General features: G+C 71.5%; 16 protein-coding genes. 12 read left to right on the top strand and 4 right to left on the bottom strand.

Going from position 1 to position 17,669, the window contains the following annotated elements:
• Window positions 1-5 precede the first annotated feature (5 nt).
• The 3 genes from P8A20_RS03720 to P8A20_RS03710 are packed head-to-tail and all read left to right on the top strand — an operon-like array spanning window position 6 to window position 2,623.
• Window positions 6-536: an Rv1363c family protein gene (locus tag P8A20_RS03720; protein ID WP_306102842.1), complete on the top strand. Its 531-nt coding sequence runs from the start codon at window positions 6-8 to the stop codon at window positions 534-536.
• Between the two features lie 40 nt (window positions 537-576).
• A complete protein-coding gene (locus tag P8A20_RS03715; RefSeq protein ID WP_147961121.1) occupies window positions 577-1,371 on the top strand; it encodes a hypothetical protein in 795 nt (264 codons plus the stop codon).
• Between the two features lie 19 nt (window positions 1,372-1,390).
• Window positions 1,391-2,623: a lytic transglycosylase domain-containing protein gene (locus P8A20_RS03710; RefSeq protein WP_306102841.1), complete on the top strand. Its 1,233-nt coding sequence runs from the start codon at window positions 1,391-1,393 to the stop codon at window positions 2,621-2,623.
• Between the two features lie 4 nt (window positions 2,624-2,627).
• On the opposite strand, the gene P8A20_RS03705 is transcribed toward P8A20_RS03710, so the two are convergent.
• On the bottom strand, window positions 2,628-3,689 hold the full coding sequence (locus P8A20_RS03705) for an ATP-dependent DNA ligase (RefSeq protein ID WP_147961122.1): 1,062 nt from the start codon (window positions 3,687-3,689) through the stop codon (window positions 2,628-2,630).
• A gap of 96 nt (window positions 3,690-3,785) precedes the next feature.
• Between P8A20_RS03705 and ligD the strand changes: the two genes are divergently transcribed.
• Together ligD and P8A20_RS03695 are read left to right on the top strand one after the other, a co-directional pair.
• Window positions 3,786-4,796: a non-homologous end-joining DNA ligase gene (gene ligD / locus P8A20_RS03700; RefSeq protein WP_147961217.1), complete on the top strand. Its 1,011-nt coding sequence runs from the start codon at window positions 3,786-3,788 to the stop codon at window positions 4,794-4,796.
• Window positions 4,793-5,875 carry an ABC-2 transporter permease gene (locus P8A20_RS03695; protein ID WP_147961123.1) on the top strand — a complete coding sequence of 361 codons (1,083 nt, stop codon included), beginning with the start codon at window positions 4,793-4,795 and terminating at the stop codon, window positions 5,873-5,875. Before ligD ends, P8A20_RS03695 begins: the two co-directional genes overlap by 4 nt.
• Window positions 5,876-5,891: 16 nt before the next feature.
• Here P8A20_RS03695 and P8A20_RS03690 read toward each other — a convergent pair whose 3' ends face one another.
• Both P8A20_RS03690 and P8A20_RS03685 read right to left on the bottom strand, forming a co-directional pair.
• Window positions 5,892-8,132, bottom strand: a complete 2,241-nt coding sequence (locus P8A20_RS03690; RefSeq protein ID WP_306102840.1) for an OmpL47-type beta-barrel domain-containing protein — start codon at window positions 8,130-8,132, stop codon at window positions 5,892-5,894.
• Complete coding sequence (locus tag P8A20_RS03685; RefSeq protein WP_306102839.1) at window positions 8,129-10,627, bottom strand: ThuA domain-containing protein; 2,499 nt, start codon at window positions 10,625-10,627, stop codon at window positions 8,129-8,131. The genes P8A20_RS03690 and P8A20_RS03685 overlap by 4 nt, the downstream gene beginning before the upstream one ends.
• Before the next feature lie 231 nt (window positions 10,628-10,858).
• Between P8A20_RS03685 and P8A20_RS03680 the strand changes: the two genes are divergently transcribed.
• Window positions 10,859-11,848: a multicopper oxidase domain-containing protein gene (locus P8A20_RS03680; protein WP_147961126.1), complete on the top strand. Its 990-nt coding sequence runs from the start codon at window positions 10,859-10,861 to the stop codon at window positions 11,846-11,848.
• A gap of 25 nt (window positions 11,849-11,873) precedes the next feature.
• On the opposite strand, the gene P8A20_RS03675 is transcribed toward P8A20_RS03680, so the two are convergent.
• The gene (locus tag P8A20_RS03675) at window positions 11,874-12,689 is read right to left on the bottom strand and encodes an IclR family transcriptional regulator (RefSeq protein ID WP_147961127.1); all 816 of its coding nucleotides are present in this window, start codon (window positions 12,687-12,689) and stop codon (window positions 11,874-11,876) included.
• Between the two features lie 155 nt (window positions 12,690-12,844).
• On the opposite strand from P8A20_RS03675, the gene P8A20_RS38615 reads away from it, so the two are divergent.
• The 6 genes from P8A20_RS38615 (at window position 12,845) to P8A20_RS03650 (ending at window position 17,668) form a co-directional block, all read left to right on the top strand.
• On the top strand, window positions 12,845-12,955 hold the full coding sequence (locus P8A20_RS38615; protein ID WP_327330183.1) for a putative leader peptide: 111 nt from the start codon (window positions 12,845-12,847) through the stop codon (window positions 12,953-12,955).
• A 150-nt stretch (window positions 12,956-13,105) separates the two neighbouring features.
• On the top strand, window positions 13,106-14,149 hold the full coding sequence (locus P8A20_RS03670; protein WP_306102838.1) for an ABC transporter substrate-binding protein: 1,044 nt from the start codon (window positions 13,106-13,108) through the stop codon (window positions 14,147-14,149).
• Window positions 14,146-15,159 carry an NrtA/SsuA/CpmA family ABC transporter substrate-binding protein gene (locus P8A20_RS03665; protein WP_147961129.1) on the top strand — a complete coding sequence of 338 codons (1,014 nt, stop codon included), beginning with the start codon at window positions 14,146-14,148 and terminating at the stop codon, window positions 15,157-15,159. The genes P8A20_RS03670 and P8A20_RS03665 overlap by 4 nt, the downstream gene beginning before the upstream one ends.
• Window positions 15,156-15,995 carry an ABC transporter permease gene (locus tag P8A20_RS03660; protein ID WP_147961130.1) on the top strand — a complete coding sequence of 280 codons (840 nt, stop codon included), beginning with the start codon at window positions 15,156-15,158 and terminating at the stop codon, window positions 15,993-15,995. Before P8A20_RS03665 ends, P8A20_RS03660 begins: the two co-directional genes overlap by 4 nt.
• Window positions 15,992-16,771: an ABC transporter ATP-binding protein gene (locus P8A20_RS03655; RefSeq protein ID WP_147961131.1), complete on the top strand. Its 780-nt coding sequence runs from the start codon at window positions 15,992-15,994 to the stop codon at window positions 16,769-16,771. Before P8A20_RS03660 ends, P8A20_RS03655 begins: the two co-directional genes overlap by 4 nt.
• Window positions 16,772-17,668: an ABC transporter substrate-binding protein gene (locus P8A20_RS03650; RefSeq protein WP_147961132.1), complete on the top strand. Its 897-nt coding sequence runs from the start codon at window positions 16,772-16,774 to the stop codon at window positions 17,666-17,668.
• The last annotated feature ends 1 nt before the right edge of the window (window position 17,669 follow it).

Here is a 17,669-nt window from a genome sequence, read left to right as displayed (position 1 = left end):
CACCAATGGCACGGGTACGGACGACGAGGAATCCGCTGGTGGTGGCGGCGATCGTGCTGGCGGTCGCGGCGGCCGGGGCGGCGGGCTGGGGCGGCTGGGAGCGTTACGACGTGGCGCACGACGACTCGGCGGCCTACGCCGAGGCCCGCGACGACGCGTTGGCCGCGGGGGAGCAGGCCGTGCAGAACATGAACACGCTCGACCACGCGAAGGTGGAGAAGGGGCTCGACAGCTGGGAGGAGTCGACCACCGGCGACCTCCACGAGCAACTGGTCGACGGAAGGGACGCGTTCGTCAAGCAGATCGAGGCGGCCGGGACCGTCAGCACCGCCGAGATCCTGTCGGGCGCGGTGACGGAGCTCGACGACCGGGCCGGCAAGGCGGGGGTGATGGTGGCGCTCAGGGTCACCGTGACGGCCCCGGAGGGCAAGCCCGCGGTCAAGGAGAGCCGGATGCTGGGGCAGCTCACCCGCACCTCCGAGGGGTGGAAGCTCAGCGCCCTCGGCCAGGCCCCGGTCGGCAACACCGCCGGCTGAACCCCGCCCCGACGCACCGCCCTTCGAGAGGACCACCGACATGTCGACGACCCGACACCTCGTCAACCGCCGCCGCAGGCTCGCCACCGTCACCGCGACGAGCGCACCGCCGCGCACCACCGCGGCCCCGGAACCGGCCACCGGAGCGGCTGGGCCGGCCGGGGCCGCTCACGCCCACCAGCCTCCTGAGGACCCCGACCCCGACCCCGGGACCGGGACCGACCCCGGGACCGGGACCGACCCCGGGACCGGGACCGAAGCGAAGGCCGACGCCTCCGACGAGCCGGCAGGGAAGGGACGTGCCCTCGGCAGGCTTCCGCGCCTGCGCATCCGGCTCCCCGCCGTGCTCTGCGCGGCCACCGTGCTCCTCGGCGCCTTCGCGGCCTGGGCGTTCACCTCCGCCGCGACGCTCCGGGAGGACCCCACGCGGCAGAACACCGCCCTCACCGACATCAGCCGGACGAGCGAGGTCAAGGGCCAGATATCCGAGGCCGTGGGTGCCGTCTTCTCGTACACGTACGCGTCGCCGGGGAAGTCGGACCTGGCCGCGCAGAAGTACCTGACCGGCAAGGCGGTCCAGCAGCACAAGGACATGCTCGCCGAGGTACGCGCGCAGGCGCCGAAGCAGAAGCTGGTGCTCACCACGACCGTCACCGAGAGCGGCGTCGAACTGCTCGACGGCGACCGGGCCCGGCTGCTGGTCTTCGCCGACCAGAGCAACACCCGCACCGGCAAGGAGGAGGAGACCACCTACGCGGCCGCCATGTTCGCCGTGGACGCCGTGCGCCGCGGTGACGCCTGGCGGATCGCGGCCATCGACACCTTCGCGCGATGACCCAGGAGAGGGAGGACACATGAGGTTCAACGGAACGATGCGCCGCGGGCTCACCGGGACGGCCACCGCGGTGGCCGCCATGGCGGCTCTCACCGCGTCCCAGGCCCCCGGGCTCGTGGGCGGCGCCGGCGACGACATGAAGAACGTGGCGGCGGACGACGTCGTGTGGACCGAGGTGCCGAACGACGACAGCTACCACACCGAGCTTCCGCCCCTGCGGTCACCGGAGCCGCCCAAGAGCCTGCGGAGCGGGAAGAAGCCCGGCCCCGCGGTCGTGCAGACCTGGGCCGAAGAGGGCATCCCCACCACCGTCCTGGCCGCCTACCGTGCCGCGGAGAGCGCCCTCGGCCGGAGCGACCCCGGATGCAACCTCCCCTGGCAGTTGCTCGCCGCGATCGGGAAGGTGGAGTCCGGCCACGCGAGCGGGGGGCGGGTGGACGCCGCCGGGACCACGCTCACCCCGATCCTCGGCCCCGTCCTCGACGGAGCCGGCTTCGCGAACATCCCCGACACCGACGGCGGGGCGTACGACGGCGACACCCGGTACGACCGTGCCGTCGGGCCCATGCAGTTCATCCCCTCCACCTGGGCGCACTGGGGCAGGGACGCCAACGGCGACGGGCGCAAGGACCCCGGCAACATCGCGGACGCGGCTCTCGCCGCAGGCCACTACCTCTGCGCGGGGACCCGCGACCTCTCGGCACGCGCGGACCTGGACAGGGCGGTCCTCAGCTACAACCACTCCGACACCTATCTGCGTACCGTCCTGTCCTGGCTGGAGTTCTACCGCAAGGGCACCCACGCCGTCCCCGACGGCAAGGGCGTCGTCCCGAAGAGCCCCGGAGCGGGCGGCCCCCACGAGCCGAAGGCCCCGGTCGGAGGCCCCGGCAGTCCTGGCGATCCCGGCAAGGGCGGCGGCGGCATCATCGTCGGCCCGCAGCCCGGCGGCACCCCGCGCCCGTCCACCTCACCCACGGTCACCCCCACGCCGACGGACTCCGGCAGCCCGGGCCCCGGCGGATCCCCGAGCCCCGACCCGACGGACAGCGGTCCCACCGAGCCCACCCCGACACCGGACCCCACCACGACGCCCGACCCGACCACCACTCCGGACCCGACCACGACGCCCGACCCGACCACGTCCCCCGACCCGGAGCCCGGGACCACCGACCCCGGCTGCCCCACCGACCCGGCGGAGACGCCCGACCCGGCGGACCCCACCGGTGAGCCCTGCCCCACCCCCACCGCATGACGGGTCAGCGGGCGCTCAGCACCTCGGCCAGGTCGTAGCGCACCACTTCCTCCAGCTGCGCGTAGGTGCAGCCGGAGGGAGTGCGGTCCGGCCGCCAGCGGCGGAACTGGGTGGTGTGGCGGAAACGGTCACCCTCCATGTGGTCGTACGCCACCTCGCAGACCCGCTCCGGCGCGAGGGCCACCCACGACAGGTCCTTCTTGCCCGACCACCGGCTCGGAGCGCCCGGCAGCCGTGACCCCTCGTGCGCCGCCGCGTCCGCCCAGGCGGCCCACGGATGGTCCGCCGGCTCGACGCGCAACGGGTCCAGTTCCTCGACGAGTTCGGCGCGTCGCTTCATCGAGAAGGCGGCACACACCCCCACGTGCTGCAGGGCGCCCCCGGAGTCGTACAGACCGAGCAGCAGCGAGCCCACCACGGGGCCGCTCCTGTGGAAGCGGTAGCCCGCCACCACGCAGTCGGCGGTCCGCTCGTGCTTGATCTTGTACATCACCCGGGCATCCGGCCGGTACGGCAGATCGAGCGGTTTGGCGACCACCCCGTCGAGCCCCGCTCCCTCGTAACGCTCGAACCACTCCCGCGCGAGGGCCGGGTCGGTGGTGGACGGGGCGAGATGGACGGGAGCGGAGGCATCCGCCAGTGCCTCCTCCAGGATCCTGCGCCGCTCGGTCTGCGGAACGGCCAGCAGGGACGTGTCGTCCAGGGCGAGGACGTCGAAGGCGACGAAACTCGCCGGGGTCCGCCCGGCCAGCGTCCGCACCCGGGATTCGGCCGGATGGATGCGCTCGCTCAGCCGGTCGAAGTCCAGCCGCCCGTCGTACGGCAGGACGATCTCACCGTCGATCACACAGCGCCGGGGAAGGTTCTCCAGCACCGCGGTGACCACCTCGGGGAAGTAGCGGGTGAGGGGTTTGCCCGTCCGGCTGCCGATCACCACCTCGTCGCCGTCACGGTGCACGACCGCCCGGAATCCGTCCCACTTCGCCTCGTACTGCATCCCGGGGGGAATCGCGGAGACGGACTTGGCGAGCATCGGCTTCACGGGCGGCATCACCGGCAGGTCCATGGTCCCGATTCTCACCCACCGCACGCGGCACGTCCTCCCGATATGCGGCGTATGTGGGCCCGGCCTACGGTGGCCGACATGGGCAGTGGAGCAGCGGTGGAGCTGGACGTGGACGGACGGGCCGTGCGGCTGTCCAACCCGGACAAGGTGTACTTCCCGGAGAAGGGCTACACGAAGAAGGACGTGGCCGACTACTTCCAGGCCGTGGGGCCGGGCATCCTCCGGGCCCTGCGGGAACGGCCCACCACGCTCCAGCGCTTCGTCGACGGGGTCGAGGGCGACTTCTTCTACCAGAAGCGGGCCCCGAAGAACCTCCCCGACTGGACCCCCACCGCCAGGATCGAGTTCCCCAGCGGCCGGCACGCCGACGAGATGTGCCCCACCGAACTGGGGGCCGTCCTCTGGGCGGCGAACCTGGGCACGCTGACCTTCCACCCCTGGCCGGTGCGCAGGGCGGACACGGACCACCCCGACGAGCTGCGCATCGACCTCGACCCGCAGCCCGGCACCGATTACGCCGATGCGGTGAGGGCGGCCCACGAACTGCGCGCGGTCCTGGACGACCACGGCCTGCGCGGCTGGCCCAAGACCTCCGGCGGGCGTGGGATCCACGTCTTCGTCCCGCTCGTCCCGGAGTGGACGTTCACCCAGGTCAGACGCTCGGCCATCGCGGTGGGGCGGGAGCTGGAGCGCCGGATGCCCGACCGGGTGACCACCGCCTGGTGGAAGGAGGAACGGGGCGAGCGGATCTTCGTCGACTACAACCAGACGGCCCGCGACCGCACCATCGCCTCCGCCTACTCCGTACGTCCCTTCCCGCACGCCCCCGTGTCCGCGCCGTTGCGCTGGGAGGAGATCGACGACGCCGAGCCCCGCGACTTCGACCTCCGGACCATGCCGGCGCGCTACGCGGAGGTCGGCGACCTGCACGCCGACATGGACGACCACGCCTTCCGGCTCGACCGGCTGCTGGAGCTGGCCCGTCGGGACGAGCACGAGCACGAGCTCGGCGACCTTCCCTATCCGCCGGAGTACCCGAAGATGCCCGGCGAGCCGAAACGCGTCCAGCCCAGCCGCGCCCGGCACGACGGCGGTGACGACACGTGAGCGCCGACGAGGGGGCCGCCGAGCCTCCCGCGCACGGTGCGCACGGCAGGCCTCCGACGCGGGCCGAGAAGTGGGCCTCGTACAAGCAGTCGCCGTACGTCCCCGCCCTCGTGCTGGTCTTCATCCTCGCCGCCGCGGCCGGGCTCTTCGCCGGCTCGTACACCTACACGATGGCCGACCCGACGCCGCGCAGGATCCCCGCCGCCGTGGTCGACGGCGTGGGGGACCGGGGCGGGACGGAGTTCATCGCGGGGATGGAGAAGGCTCTCGACGCCTCCCTCCAGCTGCACCCGTACGCGTCCCGGGGCGCCGCGCGCCAAGCCATGGAGGAGCAGAAGGTCTTCGTGACCGTGCGGCCGGCGAAGGCCGGGGTGGCCATGGACATCGCCGGGGCCGGCGGGGCCACGGTCGCGCAGCTGCTCGCCGAGACGGGCGCGAAGGTCGCGAAGGCCACCGGAGTTCCCGTGACGATCACGGACGTCAAACCGCTTCAGAAGGGCGACCCCCGCGGGCTGGCGCTCTTCTACATCTCGCTGGCCGCAGTCATCATCGGATTCGTCGGAGCCATCCAGCTGAGCGTGCACGCCCGGGCGCTCGACCCGCTCGAGCGGATCGGCTTCACCATCGCCTACGCCCTGCTGGGCGGCTTCGCGATCGCCGCGGTGGTGGACTGGCTGATCGGCGCGCTGGACCTGCCGTTCGTCGAGTCCTGGCTGATCCTGGCGTTCACGATGTTCGCCTCGGGCATGGTCTTCACCATGTTCAACACCATCATGGGGCGCTGGGCGATGATCCCCACCTGGGGGCTCATGGTGCTGCTGGGCAATCCGTCGTCGGGCGGAGCGGTGTCCTGGCCGCTGCTGCCCTCGGCGCTCGGGCACATCGGGCGGTGGCTGCCGCCCGGAGCGTCGGTCAACGCCCAGCACACGGCGGTCTACTACCAGGGCCACCAGTACGCCTTCCCCTTCCTGGTGCTGGCGGGCTGGGCGCTCGTCTCCTGCACGGTCTTCTGGGTGTGGCGCCACCGGCACCCCGGAGGCCGCGGACGCATGCCGGAGCATGCGGCCGCGGCCTCCTGAGCGCGCACTTTCCTTCCTACAACTCCTTGATGCGGATGTCGCGGTACGAGATCACGTCCGTGGTGCTGTGGACCTGGAGCCCGATGTAGCCGGAGGCGTAGCGCCGGCCGTCGGTGCCCGGGTCGTCGCCCCGCGGCGGTTCGAAGAGCTGACCGCCGTTGTTGTCGAACTCGTTCAGCAGGACACCGTTGCGGTAGACCGAGAAGTGCTGGTCCACCACCCGGATCTCGTAGTCGTTCCAGGTGCCCTTGGGCGTGACCCCGGCGCCGCCGAGGCCGACCCTGTCGAACCCGTAGACGGACCCGGTCTTGTACATGTCGCCGTCGGGCCGGTCGTTGACCTGGATCTCATGGCCGTACTTGATGGCGACCCACTCCGGACGGGACTCCTCCGGGTGGTCGTGGACGTTCGGGAAGCGGACGAAGACCCCGCCGTTGGCGTTGCCCGCGCCGGGCGCGTCGTCACGCCACTGGAGCTTCAGCGAGAAGTCCCCGTACTGCCGGGCCGGGAACCACAGCATCCCCATGCCGTCCACCGTGGTGGAGCTGGTGATCGAGCCGTCCTCGGTGTTGAGCCCGAACTTCCCGCCGCCTACCTGCTCCCACTTGGCGAGGGAGCCGGCGGTGCCGTCGAACAGCTTGCGGTAGCCCTCGTCCTGGCCCGGCTTGCCGATGCCGGACTGCTTGGCCGCCTTGTAGATCTTCTTGTGCTCACGGGCGTCGACGACCCCGGCGCTGAGCAGCTTGTCCAGGACCGTGTCGACGTGCTTGAGGAACAGCGCGTGCGAGGACCAGTCCTTCTCGTCCTCGATCAGCTCGTTGATCGTGCAGCGGTTGCCGGTCAGCCGGTTGGGAACGCCCGTGTCGACCGTGCCGACGATGACGGTGAGCCGCTCGTCGAACTCCGGGCAGTTGGGTGCCGGAACGCCGCCGCTCTGCGCGACGGTGAACGAGGCCTGCTTCGCCTGCGAGGTGTTCCCCGCCTTGTCCGTCGCCCGGTGGGCGAACGTGTGGTGGCCGACCCGGTCGACGACGACAGGGGTGGAGTAGGCCAGGTACGGGCCGCCGTCGAGGGAGTACTCGACCTTGTCCACGCCCGAGTCCGCGTCGGTCGCGGTGACCGTGGCCCTGGCGCTGGTGATGAACGCGCCGTCGGAGTTCTTGTCGCCCGACACCACCACGGAGGTCTCCGGCGGTGTCTTGTCCTGCGAGGGCGGCTCGACGACGGTGAAGTCCACGGACTTCTCCGCGGCGACGTTGCCGGACCTGTCGGTGGCGCGGTAGCGGACGCTGTGCGTGCCCACCTCGTGCACCATCACGGGTGCGGTGTACGGCTGCCAGGCGCCGTCCGCCCCGAGCGCGTACTCGATGGTGTTGACGCCCGAGCCGGTGTCGGACGCGGTCACGGTGACCGTGGCCATGCCGAGGTAGGCACCGGCGTCGTCCTTCTCGCCCGAGACGGTCGCCGAGGTCTCCGGCGCGGTCTCGTCGTCCGTCGGCGGAGCGGCGACCGCGAAGTCGGCCTTCTTCTCCGCTGCCGCGTTGCCCGCCTTGTCGGTGGCGCGGTAGCGGATCGTGTGCGACCCGACCTCGTTCACCACGACGGGCGCGGTGTACGGCTGCCAGGCGCCGTCCGCCCCGACGGCGTACTCGACGGTGTCGACGCCCGAACCCGCGTCGGTCGCCGCCACGGTGACGGTCGCCTGGCCGATGTACGCGCCGTCGGCGTTCCTGTCGCCGTCCACGGTCGCAGAGGTCTCGGGAGCGGTGGTGTCCTCGCCACCGCCGCCGTCCTCGGTCACCGTCAGGATGCCCTGCATCGAACCGTGGCCGGGGATCGTGCAGTGGTAGAAGTACCGGCCGGGCGTGAGGGTGACCTCGACGCTGTGCTTGCCGCCCTCGCTGTCACTGGGGTTGGCCAGGATGTTGACCGCGACGTCGTTGTTGAACTCCGGGTCCGACACGCTGAACGTCAGCGTGTGCGGCATGCCCGTCGTGTTGCCCGTGGCCGTGCTGTTCTCGAAGACGATGGTCGCCGCGCCGGCCACAGCGGTCTTGGGCGCCGTCAGGTAGTGGTCGATGGGGTCGCCCGCGGTCCAGTCGAGGACCTGGTCGGCGGCAGCCGCCGCCCGGTCGTCGTCCCGTCCGTACGCGGCGGTCGACGCGAGCCCGAGGACCATCAGGAACGATCCGAGCAGGGCGAGCCACCAGCGTGCGGGCCCGTACCGCCGTCGAGCGAGGAGCGAGGGGTGTCTCACTGCGCTGCCGCCTTCCTGGCCAGGTCTGCGGCGGCCGGAGTCGGACCGCCGCCCTTGTACGTCACGCGCCACAGCGCGGACTTGGAGTCGGAGGTGAAGAAGCCGCGTCCGTAGTCCAGGACGTAGAGAGACCCGTCCGGGGCGAACTTCCAGTCCATGAGGTTGCGGATGCCGTCCGCACCGACCGGAATGATCTTCTTCAGGGACTCGGCGTGCGTGGGCAGGCCGCCCTTGCCGACCGTCTTCGGGTCGGTCAGCACGGCGTGGCGCGGCTGGGTGTCGTCGTAGAAGTCACCGACGAACCACTTGCCGTCCCAGTACGAGGGCCACCTGGCCTCGCTCGAGCTCGCCGCGTCGTAGCGGTAGACCGGTCCGTTCATCGTGGCCTGGCCGCCGCCCTTGAGCCAGGGCAGGAGCTGCTTCTGGTCCTCGACCTTGTAGCTCGGGACGCCGTTCGCGTCACGCGGGTAGTCCACGCCGCCGCCCTGGGGCGAGTACCAGATGGTGTTCGACGTGACGGGAGGCAGTTTGACCAGGCCGTCGTTGTTGGGCGACTCGTTCTTCGGGGCGTCGCAGTCGTACCAGCCGAGCGGCTTGGACGGGTCCGGCAGGTTACGGTCCCGGTAGGGCTGCTTGTTGCCCATGCAGTACGGCCAGCCGTGGTTGCCGGCCTTGGTGATCGCGGCGAACGTGTCGTACTTCGCGGGACCCCAGGTGGTGCTGGGAGAGCCCGCGTCGGGGCCGACCCAGCCCGCGTACAGCGTGTCGGTCGACGTGTCGACGGAGATGCGCGCCGGGTTGCGGACACCCATCACATAGATCTCGCCGCGGGTCTTGCCCCCGCCCTCGTCGGGCTCCTTGCCGGTGAAGAGGTTGCCCTCGGGCAGGGTGTAGGTGCCGTCGTCCTCGGGGTGGATCCGCAGGATCTTGCCGTTGAGGTTGTTGGTGTTGCCCGCGGTGCGGCGGGCGTCGGCGAAGGACACGCCCTTGTAGTTCGGCTGCGGGTTGTTGCCCGAGTAACCGTCGCTGAACCCGGAGGAGTTGTTGTCACCCGTGGCGATGTAGAGGTTGTCCTTCGAGTCCCAGGCCAGACCGCCTCCGGCGTGGCAGCAGCTGTGGATCTGGACCGGCCAGTGCAGCAGCACCTTCTCGGACGCCAGGTCCAGCTTGTTCGTGGCGCTGTCGAAGGTGAACCGCGAGACCTGCCGCACCGCCATCCGCTTGTCCCGGTCGATCTTCGCGTGCGGGGTGTAGTGCAGGTAGACCCAGCCGTTGGTGGCGAAGTCCGGGTCCAGCTCGATCCCGAGCAGCCCCTCCTCGACCTTGACCAGCTCGTCGCCGCCGCCCTTGTTGCCGAAGACGCTCAGCTTGCCCGCGAGGGTGACCTTCTCGGTCGCGGGGTCGTACACATGGATCTCGCCCTCGCCCTTGCCGACGTTCGGGTCGTTCCAGTCGGTGACCACCGGCACGCTGCTGTCGGCGCCGCCGCGCCCGATGTAGAAGACCCGGCCGTCCTTCGCGGTCACGAGGCCGTGGGGCTCGCCGATCTGGTCGTTCGTGCCCGGCTGGTTGGGCTGGGTGAGCCGCTCCGCCGTGTAGTTGGAGTCGATGGTGGCCTTGCAGTCGGCCTGCGAGACACGGCTCGTCCAGGCCAGCGCGCCGCGCAGGTGATCCCGGAAGTCGGTCTCGGCGAAGGAGGCGGCCGTACCGCCCATGGCGGTGTAGAAGGAGCGGCCGCCGTCGTAGTCACGGCACCAGGAGACCGGGTGGTCCCAGCCGTTGGCGCTCTTCCCCGGGGCGTACGTCAGCTCGCGGACGCGGGCCACGGTGTGGACGTCGCCGGACGGGTTGTCCTTCCAGTTCAGCCACTTGTCCGGGCGCTTCCACTCCAGCGGGAGGTTCTTCGTCGCCGGGTGCCGCCGGTCGCCGATCTCCACGGTGGCACGCTGGACGGCCGTCGGACCGTCCGCCGCCGGGCGGGCGCCGACCAGACCCGTGAACCAGTCGGAGTACGGTTCGGTGCGCGCCGCGTCATGGATGCCGAGGAAGCCGCCGCCGGCCTCCATGTACGCCTCCAGGCCCGCCTCCTGCTCCGGGTCGAGCACATCGCCGCCGCCGGTCAGGAAGACGACCGCGTTGTACTTGCCCAGCTGCTTGCCGTTGGTGAAGACCCCGGCGTCGTCGGTGGCGACCGTCTTGAAGCGCCCCGCCTCGGGTCCGCTGAGGCCGATCTTCTCGATGGCCGCGATGCCCGCGTCCACGGTCGCGGGCTCCTCGCCCGCCGAGGCGTGGAACACCAGTACCTTGACGTTCGCCCCGCCCGGCGGCGAAGGAAGGGACAACGTTGTCGCCATCCGCTCCTTCAGTCCTGGATCCGGATACGGGCTGGCGGTGGCCGCCTGGCCGCCGAGCAGGGACGCGGTCAGGGCTCCTGCCGCGACGGCCGCCGCGACACCGCGACGCGATCTGGACCTGCGATGTGGTGTGCGCTGCATGTGGTCACCCACCCCTCTTGGTCACTTCTCCGGTCACTTCTTCGTCACCGCACCTCTGTGGTCACTGCGACAGCGCACGAAGCTAGACCTCTTTTCGTGACTCGCCAATAGGTATGGCAGCAATCGAACGAACTTTGTCCTGAGTGTGGATAAACCAACGGCCCCCGGCTACCGTGTGGGCCGTCCAGGGGAACAGCGCGTCAGTTTCCGTCTCGCAGTGGGGAGTTCGACATGGACCGAAGGACCTTCAACCGCCGGATGCTGGTGGGCGGCGGAGTGGCGGCGGCCACCGGCGTGACATCGATGTCACTGGGTGCGGTGCAGGCCACCTCCGCGGAGAACCCCGCGAAGACCGCCCCTGCGGGCGGCGCCGTCCGCCACCTCAAGCTCTACGCCGAGAAACTGGCGGACGGGCAGCTCGGATACGGCTTCGAGAAGGGCAAGGCGTCCATTCCCGGACCGCTCATCGAGATCACCGAGGGCGACACGCTGCACATCGAGTTCGAGAACACCACGGACGTCGACGCCAGCCTCCACGTCCACGGTGTCGACTACGACATCGCGAGCGACGGCACCCGGATGAACCGCAGCCACGTCGAACCGGGCGGCACCCGGACGTACACCTGGCGCACCCACACCCCCGGCCGCCGCAAGGACGGCACCTGGCAGGCGGGCAGCGCGGGTTACTGGCACTACCACGACCACGTCGTCGGCACCGACCACGGCACGGGCGGCATCCGCAAGGGCCTGTACGGACCCCTCGTCGTGCGCCGCAAGGGGGACGTCCTGCCCGACAGGACGATCACGATCGTCTTCAACGACATGACGATCAACAACAAGGCGGCTCACGAGAGTCCGAACTTCGAAGCCACCGTGGGCGACCGGGTCGAGGTCGTGATGATCACTCACGGCGAGTACTACCACACGTTCCACATCCACGGGCACCGCTGGGCGGACAACAGGACGGGGCTGCTCACCGGCCCCGACGACCCCAGCCGTGTGGTCGACACGAAGATCTGCGGACCCGCCGACTCCTTCGGCTTCCAGATCATCGCGGGCGAACACGTGGGGGCCGGCGCCTGGATGTACCACTGCCACGTCCAGAGCCACTCCGACATGGGGATGGCCGGACTGCTGCTCGTCGCCAAGGCGGACGGCACCGTCCCGGGGTACGACCCGCCGCACCACGCGGCAGGCGCGGCGAAGGAGCACGAACACTGAGGTCCGGGAGCGGCGCCGGTGCCTGTCAGGAGGCCGGCGCCCTGCGCTCCGCCGGTGTCAGCAGCAGCACCTCCAGGGCGCGCGCACAGGACCGGGCCTGCTCGAGGAGCCAGTCGGTGCGCTCTTCCGTGATCACGGACGGAGTGGCACGGACGGCGAGCGCGAACCGGGCATGGCCGGCGCCGTCCAGCACGGGCACCGCCAGGGTGCGTACCCCGGGCGCCGACTCCCCGTCGTTGAGCGCGTAGGTGTCGGTTCTCACGCGCTTCAACTCGGCCTGCAGAGCGACTGGATCGACGATGGTGCGCTCGGTGAAGGCGTGCAGCGGGAGCGTGCCAGGTCCGCTCCCGCCCGGCCGGGCCCAGGCCAGCAGCACCTTGCCCAGAGCCGTCGAGTGCAGAGGCCGGCGCAGCCCCGTGCGCGGTGTCACCGAACCGCCCGCGACGATCACGGCGTACGGGCCGCTGCGCAGGGCCAGATCGGCCGTCGCGCCGGTGCGTTCGGCCAGATCCGTCAGCTCCGGTGCGGCCAGATGCAGCCCGCGCTGGTGGTACGAGAGACGGCCGAGCTCGGTCACCGCCGGTCCCAGCCGGTAGCGCGCCGTCCGCGCGTCCTGTTCCAGGAAGCCCGCGCCCAGAAGCGTCCGGGCCAGCCGGTGTGCCGTCGAGGGCGACAGCTCCAGACGCCGGGCGAGGTCCGAGGCGCTCAGATCGGGACCGTTGTCGTGGAAACAGTGCAGGACGTCCAGTGCGCGCCTGACCGCCTGCGCCCCGCCCGGAGCGCGAGCCGCCGCCCCGCCTGTGCCGGTCGCGCTCTTCGCTCGTGAGGTGGGAGGGGTCATGGACCCCACATTACGGGACCGCGGACGCCGGTCGACAAGGCCGGGAAACACTCTGTTCACAGTGAATCCCACATGGTGGGAGAGCAGTTGTGGGCAGGTGTGAGGCCGTGGCAGTCTGCAGTCCTCACCACCGGCGTACGGACAGGAGCAGTGCCATGGCCGGCATCGACGCCACGTCCCCCGGCAGCTCCGCTCCGGTCACCCTCGCCCTCACGCTGCGCCGTCACATCGACCTGGCGCGCGTCTCCAGCGCAGCCTGTCGCTGACGCTCCCCGCCGCCCGCGCGCACCCCGCTGACGCGCCCGGCCCCCGTTCCTGTCTCCCGCATCGCCCACCCCGCGAGCGGACCGTGCCCCCGTGCCGCGCTCCGGGTGCCGCCTGCCCTCGTGCCCCGCCGACCCCTCCGGGAAGAGACCATGACGCATTCCGCCGTGCTGCCCAGCACCCTCTGGTTCACCCGCTGTCCCGTACCCACCGCGACGGGCATCGCCGCCGACCGGCACTGGCTCAGCGAGGAGTTCGCCCCCGACGGCATCGAAGTGCGCTCCCTCCAGGACGCCGCCCCCGACGCGGACCGCGCCGCCCACTACACCCACGCACTGCCGCGTCTGTTCCGTGAAGGCGGCAACGTCCCTGCCCTCTGGGCACGTTCGCGAGGGGAGGCGACCCGGCTGATCGGGCTCACCTGGATCGAGGAACGCCAGGTCGTGCTGGTCGCACCCGGCTCCGGGGCCAGAGGCGCCCACGCCCTGCGCGGCCGCCGGCTCGCCGTGCCCTCCCACAGCATCGCCATCGACTTCTGGCGGGCCATGGCACTGCGCGGATTCGAGGGCGCGCTGGGCTCCGCCGGCCTGGGCCTGGAGGACGCCGCCCTCGTCGACGTACCCGCCGACGCGCACAAGGGCCAGTGGGCCGCCGAGCTGGACGCGTTGCGGCGCGGTGACGTGGACGCCGTGTACGTCAAGGGCGCGGTCGCCGTCGAGGCGGCCCGACGGGCAGGAGCCGAGGTCGCCGTCGAACTCGACGAACTGCCCGGTCACCGGTTCCGCGTCAACAACGGCACCCCCCGCCCCATCACCGTCCACCAGCGGCTGCTGGACGACCACCCCGACCTCGTCGACCGGTTCCTCGCCGTCCTGCTCAGGGCGGCCGACTGGGCCACCGGACACCCCGCCGACGTCGACCGCATCCTGGGCGCCGAGACGGGAGCGGGCGCCGACGGAGTCGCCGGCGCCTACCGCCCCGGCACCCACCTCACCCTGCACCCCGACCTGTCGGCCGAGCGCCTCGCCCTCCTCGCCGAGCAGGAAGCCGGACTGCGCGCCCACGGCTTCCTGCCGGAGCGCGTCGACGTCGCCGCCTGGGCCGACCCCGCGCCGCTGCGCAGGGCCACCGCCCGCGCAGGTCTTCACCCACGCCCCTCGCCCACCCGCGAACCCGAAGGACCGCTGTCAGCATGAACCAGCACCGACCAGTCCGTACGACCATCGCCCCCGCCCTCCTCACGGTCGCCGCGATGCTGGCCCTCGCGGCATGCGGCAGCTCCGAGGCCGACAGCGGGTCGGGTGCCGCGGCCACCGTCACCGTGCGCATCCCCGACCCCGGAAACTCCGGAGTCCTGGCCGTCGGGAAGAAGGACGGCAGCCTCGACAAGGCGCTCGGCAAGGTGGGCGCCGAGGTGGAGTGGACCGGCAGCGCCGGACCCTTCGCCCCCGCCGCCCAGGCGATGAACGCCGACCAGCTCGACTTCGCCACCGGGTCCATCACCTCCGGCATCACCTCGCTCGCCCAACGGCCCGGCTTCAAGTTCTTCACCGCCGTCGACCCCGACGCGGCCGGCGAGGGCATCCTCGTCCGCGACGGCTCTGGCATCGGCTCCGTCGCCGACCTGGTGGGCAGGAAGGTCGCGGTCAACCAGGGCGGCACCGGCGAGTACCTGCTGCTGAAGGCGCTCGCCAAGGCCGGGATCCCGGCCGACAAGGTCCAGCGGGTCTACCTGCGGCCCGACCAGACCGCCGCCGTCCTCAACGCGGGCAAGGTCGACGCCTGGGCCGTCTGGGCCACCTACGCGGTGGCCGAGATCGGCAGCGGCAAGGGGCACTTCGTCGCCGACGGCGCGGCGATCGGCTCCGACAACTACAGCCTCAACGCCGTACGGACCGGATTCGCCGAGGAGCACCCCGAGGTCGTCAAGGCGCTCTACTCGTATCTCCACGCGGCCAGCGTCAAGGAGAAGAAGGACCCCGCCGCCTACCTGAACGTCTTCACCGACGTCGGGCCCACCGCCGTCACGGGCAAGGCCGAGGAGGTGCAGACCGGGTTCATCGCCGAGGGCGGCACCATCGACCCGATCGGCCCCGAGGACATCGCCCGCTTCGAGGCCGTCGCGGCCTTCTACGCGGAGCAGAAGGTCACCAAGGGCACGGTGGACGTCGCGGCCCACCTCCTCGACATCGAGAATCTGACATGAGCGCCGTCTCCGAGGCGGCCGCAGCCGAGGGCCTGGTCACCCCCCGCCCCGCGCTCCGCAGGACACGCGGACGGCCCTTCGCCCTTACCGTCCGCGCACTGGGCCCCGTCGCCCTGCTCGTCCTGTGGTGGGCCGCGTCGGCCTCGGGGGTGCTCACCCCCGACGTGCTGGCCTCACCCGCCGAAGTCGTGCGTGCCGTGGGCGAACTGTGGGGGAACGGGCAACTGCCCGACGCGCTCGCCACCTCGCTGACCCGCTCCGGAACCGGTCTGCTGATCGGTCTCGCGGCCGGACTCATCCTCGGCGTCGTCACCGGATTCACCAGGCTCGGGGACGAACTCCTCGACTCCTCCCTCCAGACCCTGCGCACCATCCCCTTCCTCGCCCTGGTGCCGCTCTTCATGGTCTGGTTCGGGATCAACGAGACGGCCAAGATCCTGCTCATCGCCGTCGCCACCACGTTCCCCATGTACGTGTCCACGTCGAGCGGCGTACGCAACACCGATCCCAAGCTCGTCGAGGCCGTGCGCAGCTTCGGAATGAGCCGGATCGCCGTCGTCCGGGAGGTCGTCCTCCCCGGAGCCCTGCCGTCCCTGCTGGCCGGGCTGCGACTGTCCATGACGCTCAGTGTGATCGCGCTGATCGCCGCCGAGGAGATCAACTCCACCGAGGGCATCGGATACCTGATGTCCCAGGCGCAGAGCTACGCCCGTACCGACATCCTCGCGGTCTGCATCCTGATCTACGGCCTTCTCGGCCTGGCCGCCGACGTCGTCGTGCGCCTCCTGGAGCGCGTCCTGATGCCGTGGCGGGTCCCGCAAGGAGGAACGCGATGACCGACACGGCGGAACGACCCGCGGTACGGGTCCGGGACCTGCGCCGGGTCTTCGGCACCAGAGCCGTCCTGGACGGTCTGCGACTGGACATCGCGCGGGGCGAGTTCGTGGCCCTGCTCGGTGCCAGCGGAAGCGGCAAGACCACCCTGCTCCGCATCCTGGGCGCTCTGGACGGAGCCGACGGGGGAGAGGTGCTGGTCCCCGAGGCCCGCACCATCGTCTTCCAGGAGCCCCGCCTCGTACCGTCCAAGAGGGTGCTGGCCAACGTGACCGTCGCGCTTCCGCGCAGCCGCGCCCCGCACGGGCTCAGGGCGCTGGCGGAGGTCGGCCTGGAACGGCACGCCGAGGCCTGGCCCGGCACGCTCTCCGGCGGTGAGGCGCAGCGGGTGGCCCTCGCCAGGGCGCTGGTCCGGGAGCCCGAACTGCTCCTCCTGGACGAGCCGTTCGCCGCACTGGACGCGCTGACCCGGCTGAAGATGCAGGACCTGGTGGGAGAGCTGTGCCGCAGGTACCGTCCCGCCGTCCTGCTGGTCACCCATGACGTCGACGAGGCCGTACGGCTCGCGGACCGCGTCGCCGTCCTGCGCGACGGGAAGCTCGTCACCGACGAGTCCGTGGACGTCGGCCGGCCGCGTGACCCCGGCGACCCCGCGTTCGCCGCGCTGCGCCGCAGGCTGCTCGCCGACCTGGGGGTCGACGCCGGCCCCGGGGCCTTCTCCCCGCCCTCACCTCCTCCCTCACCGTCCCTCACGTCTTCCGAATCCGGAGTGATCTGAATGACCGTCACCATCGGGGTCCACAGCAGCAACCCCTCCCTGTACCACCTGTACCACCTCTCCCGGCTGGGCTTCGCCCAGGAGGAGCTGGCCGCGCTCGGAGAGACGGTCGCCTTCTTCCCGTACACCAACGGCGTCCGCACCGGCGAACTGCTCACCCGCGGCGTCATCGACTTCGGCGGCACCGGTTCTACCCCGCCCGTCACCGCGCAGGCGGCGGGCCACGACCTCGTCTACACAGCCGTCTCCGCCCCGCGTCCCGGCCACGGCGCCCTCCTCGTGCCCGAGGACGGCCCGGTCCGCTCGGTCGCCGACCTCGCGGGGGCGACCGTCCACCTCGCGATCGGGTCCTGGCAGACCCACCTGATCGCCAAGGCGCTGGACGACGCCGGGCTCTCGTACGCCGACGACATCACCGCCGTCCGCAGCGGCACCGACAGCGAGCGGCAGTTGCGCGCCGGGGAGATCGGCGCCTGGGTTGCCCAGGGGCCCGAGCTCGCGGCAGCCCGGAGGAAGGGCGGACTGCGCACGCTCGTCGCCACGGGCGACGTGATCTCGGACCGCTCCGTCTTCTTCACCCGGCGCGACTTCGCCGAGAGCCGCCCCGAGATCGTCGAGGCACTCACCCGGGCCCTCCGGCGAGCCGACGACTGGGCGGCTGCCAACCCCCGTGCCGCGGCAGAGATCGCCGCGGCGGACCTGGGCGGGAGCGCCGACGACTGGGAGACGGCGCTGCGCGCCCTGCCCTGGCGGATCGAGGCCGTGAGCGACGAGTTCATCGCCGAACAGCAGGAGGCCGCGGACATCTTCCACCGCACCGGCTTCATCGACGGACCGGTCGAGGTCGCCGCGGCCCGGGCGCGCGCCACCGGCACCGCCGGCCCGAAGGCGGCCTGAG

The sequence above is a fragment of the Streptomyces sp. Alt3 genome (genome assembly GCF_030719215.1).
GTDB classification, from domain to species: Bacteria; Actinomycetota; Actinomycetes; order Streptomycetales; family Streptomycetaceae; genus Streptomyces; species Streptomyces glycanivorans.
Note: the sequence above shows the minus strand (reverse complement) of the source record. Positions and strands in the feature narration are given on the sequence as shown.

Bases quoted from the DNA above. Each gene is read 5' to 3' on its own strand.
- P8A20_RS03720 (WP_306102842.1), top strand. From the start codon at position 6: ATGGCACGGGTACGGACGACGAGGAATCCGCTGGTGGTGGCGGCGATC.
- P8A20_RS03665 (WP_147961129.1), top strand. From the start codon at position 14,146: ATGAACCAGCACCGACCAGTCCGTACGACCATCGCCCCCGCCCTCCTC.
- P8A20_RS03680 (WP_147961126.1), top strand. From the start codon at position 10,859: ATGGACCGAAGGACCTTCAACCGCCGGATGCTGGTGGGCGGCGGAGTG.
- P8A20_RS03660 (WP_147961130.1), top strand. From the start codon at position 15,156: ATGAGCGCCGTCTCCGAGGCGGCCGCAGCCGAGGGCCTGGTCACCCCC.
- P8A20_RS03685 (WP_306102839.1), bottom strand. From the start codon at position 10,627: ATGCAGCGCACACCACATCGCAGGTCCAGATCGCGTCGCGGTGTCGCG.
- P8A20_RS03705 (WP_147961122.1), bottom strand. From the start codon at position 3,689: ATGGACCTGCCGGTGATGCCGCCCGTGAAGCCGATGCTCGCCAAGTCC.
- P8A20_RS03650 (WP_147961132.1), top strand. From the start codon at position 16,772: ATGACCGTCACCATCGGGGTCCACAGCAGCAACCCCTCCCTGTACCAC.
- P8A20_RS03675 (WP_147961127.1), bottom strand. From the start codon at position 12,689: ATGACCCCTCCCACCTCACGAGCGAAGAGCGCGACCGGCACAGGCGGG.
- P8A20_RS03670 (WP_306102838.1), top strand. From the start codon at position 13,106: ATGACGCATTCCGCCGTGCTGCCCAGCACCCTCTGGTTCACCCGCTGT.
- P8A20_RS38615 (WP_327330183.1), top strand. From the start codon at position 12,845: ATGGCCGGCATCGACGCCACGTCCCCCGGCAGCTCCGCTCCGGTCACC.
- P8A20_RS03715 (WP_147961121.1), top strand. From the start codon at position 577: ATGTCGACGACCCGACACCTCGTCAACCGCCGCCGCAGGCTCGCCACC.
- P8A20_RS03710 (WP_306102841.1), top strand. From the start codon at position 1,391: ATGAGGTTCAACGGAACGATGCGCCGCGGGCTCACCGGGACGGCCACC.
- P8A20_RS03655 (WP_147961131.1), top strand. From the start codon at position 15,992: ATGACCGACACGGCGGAACGACCCGCGGTACGGGTCCGGGACCTGCGC.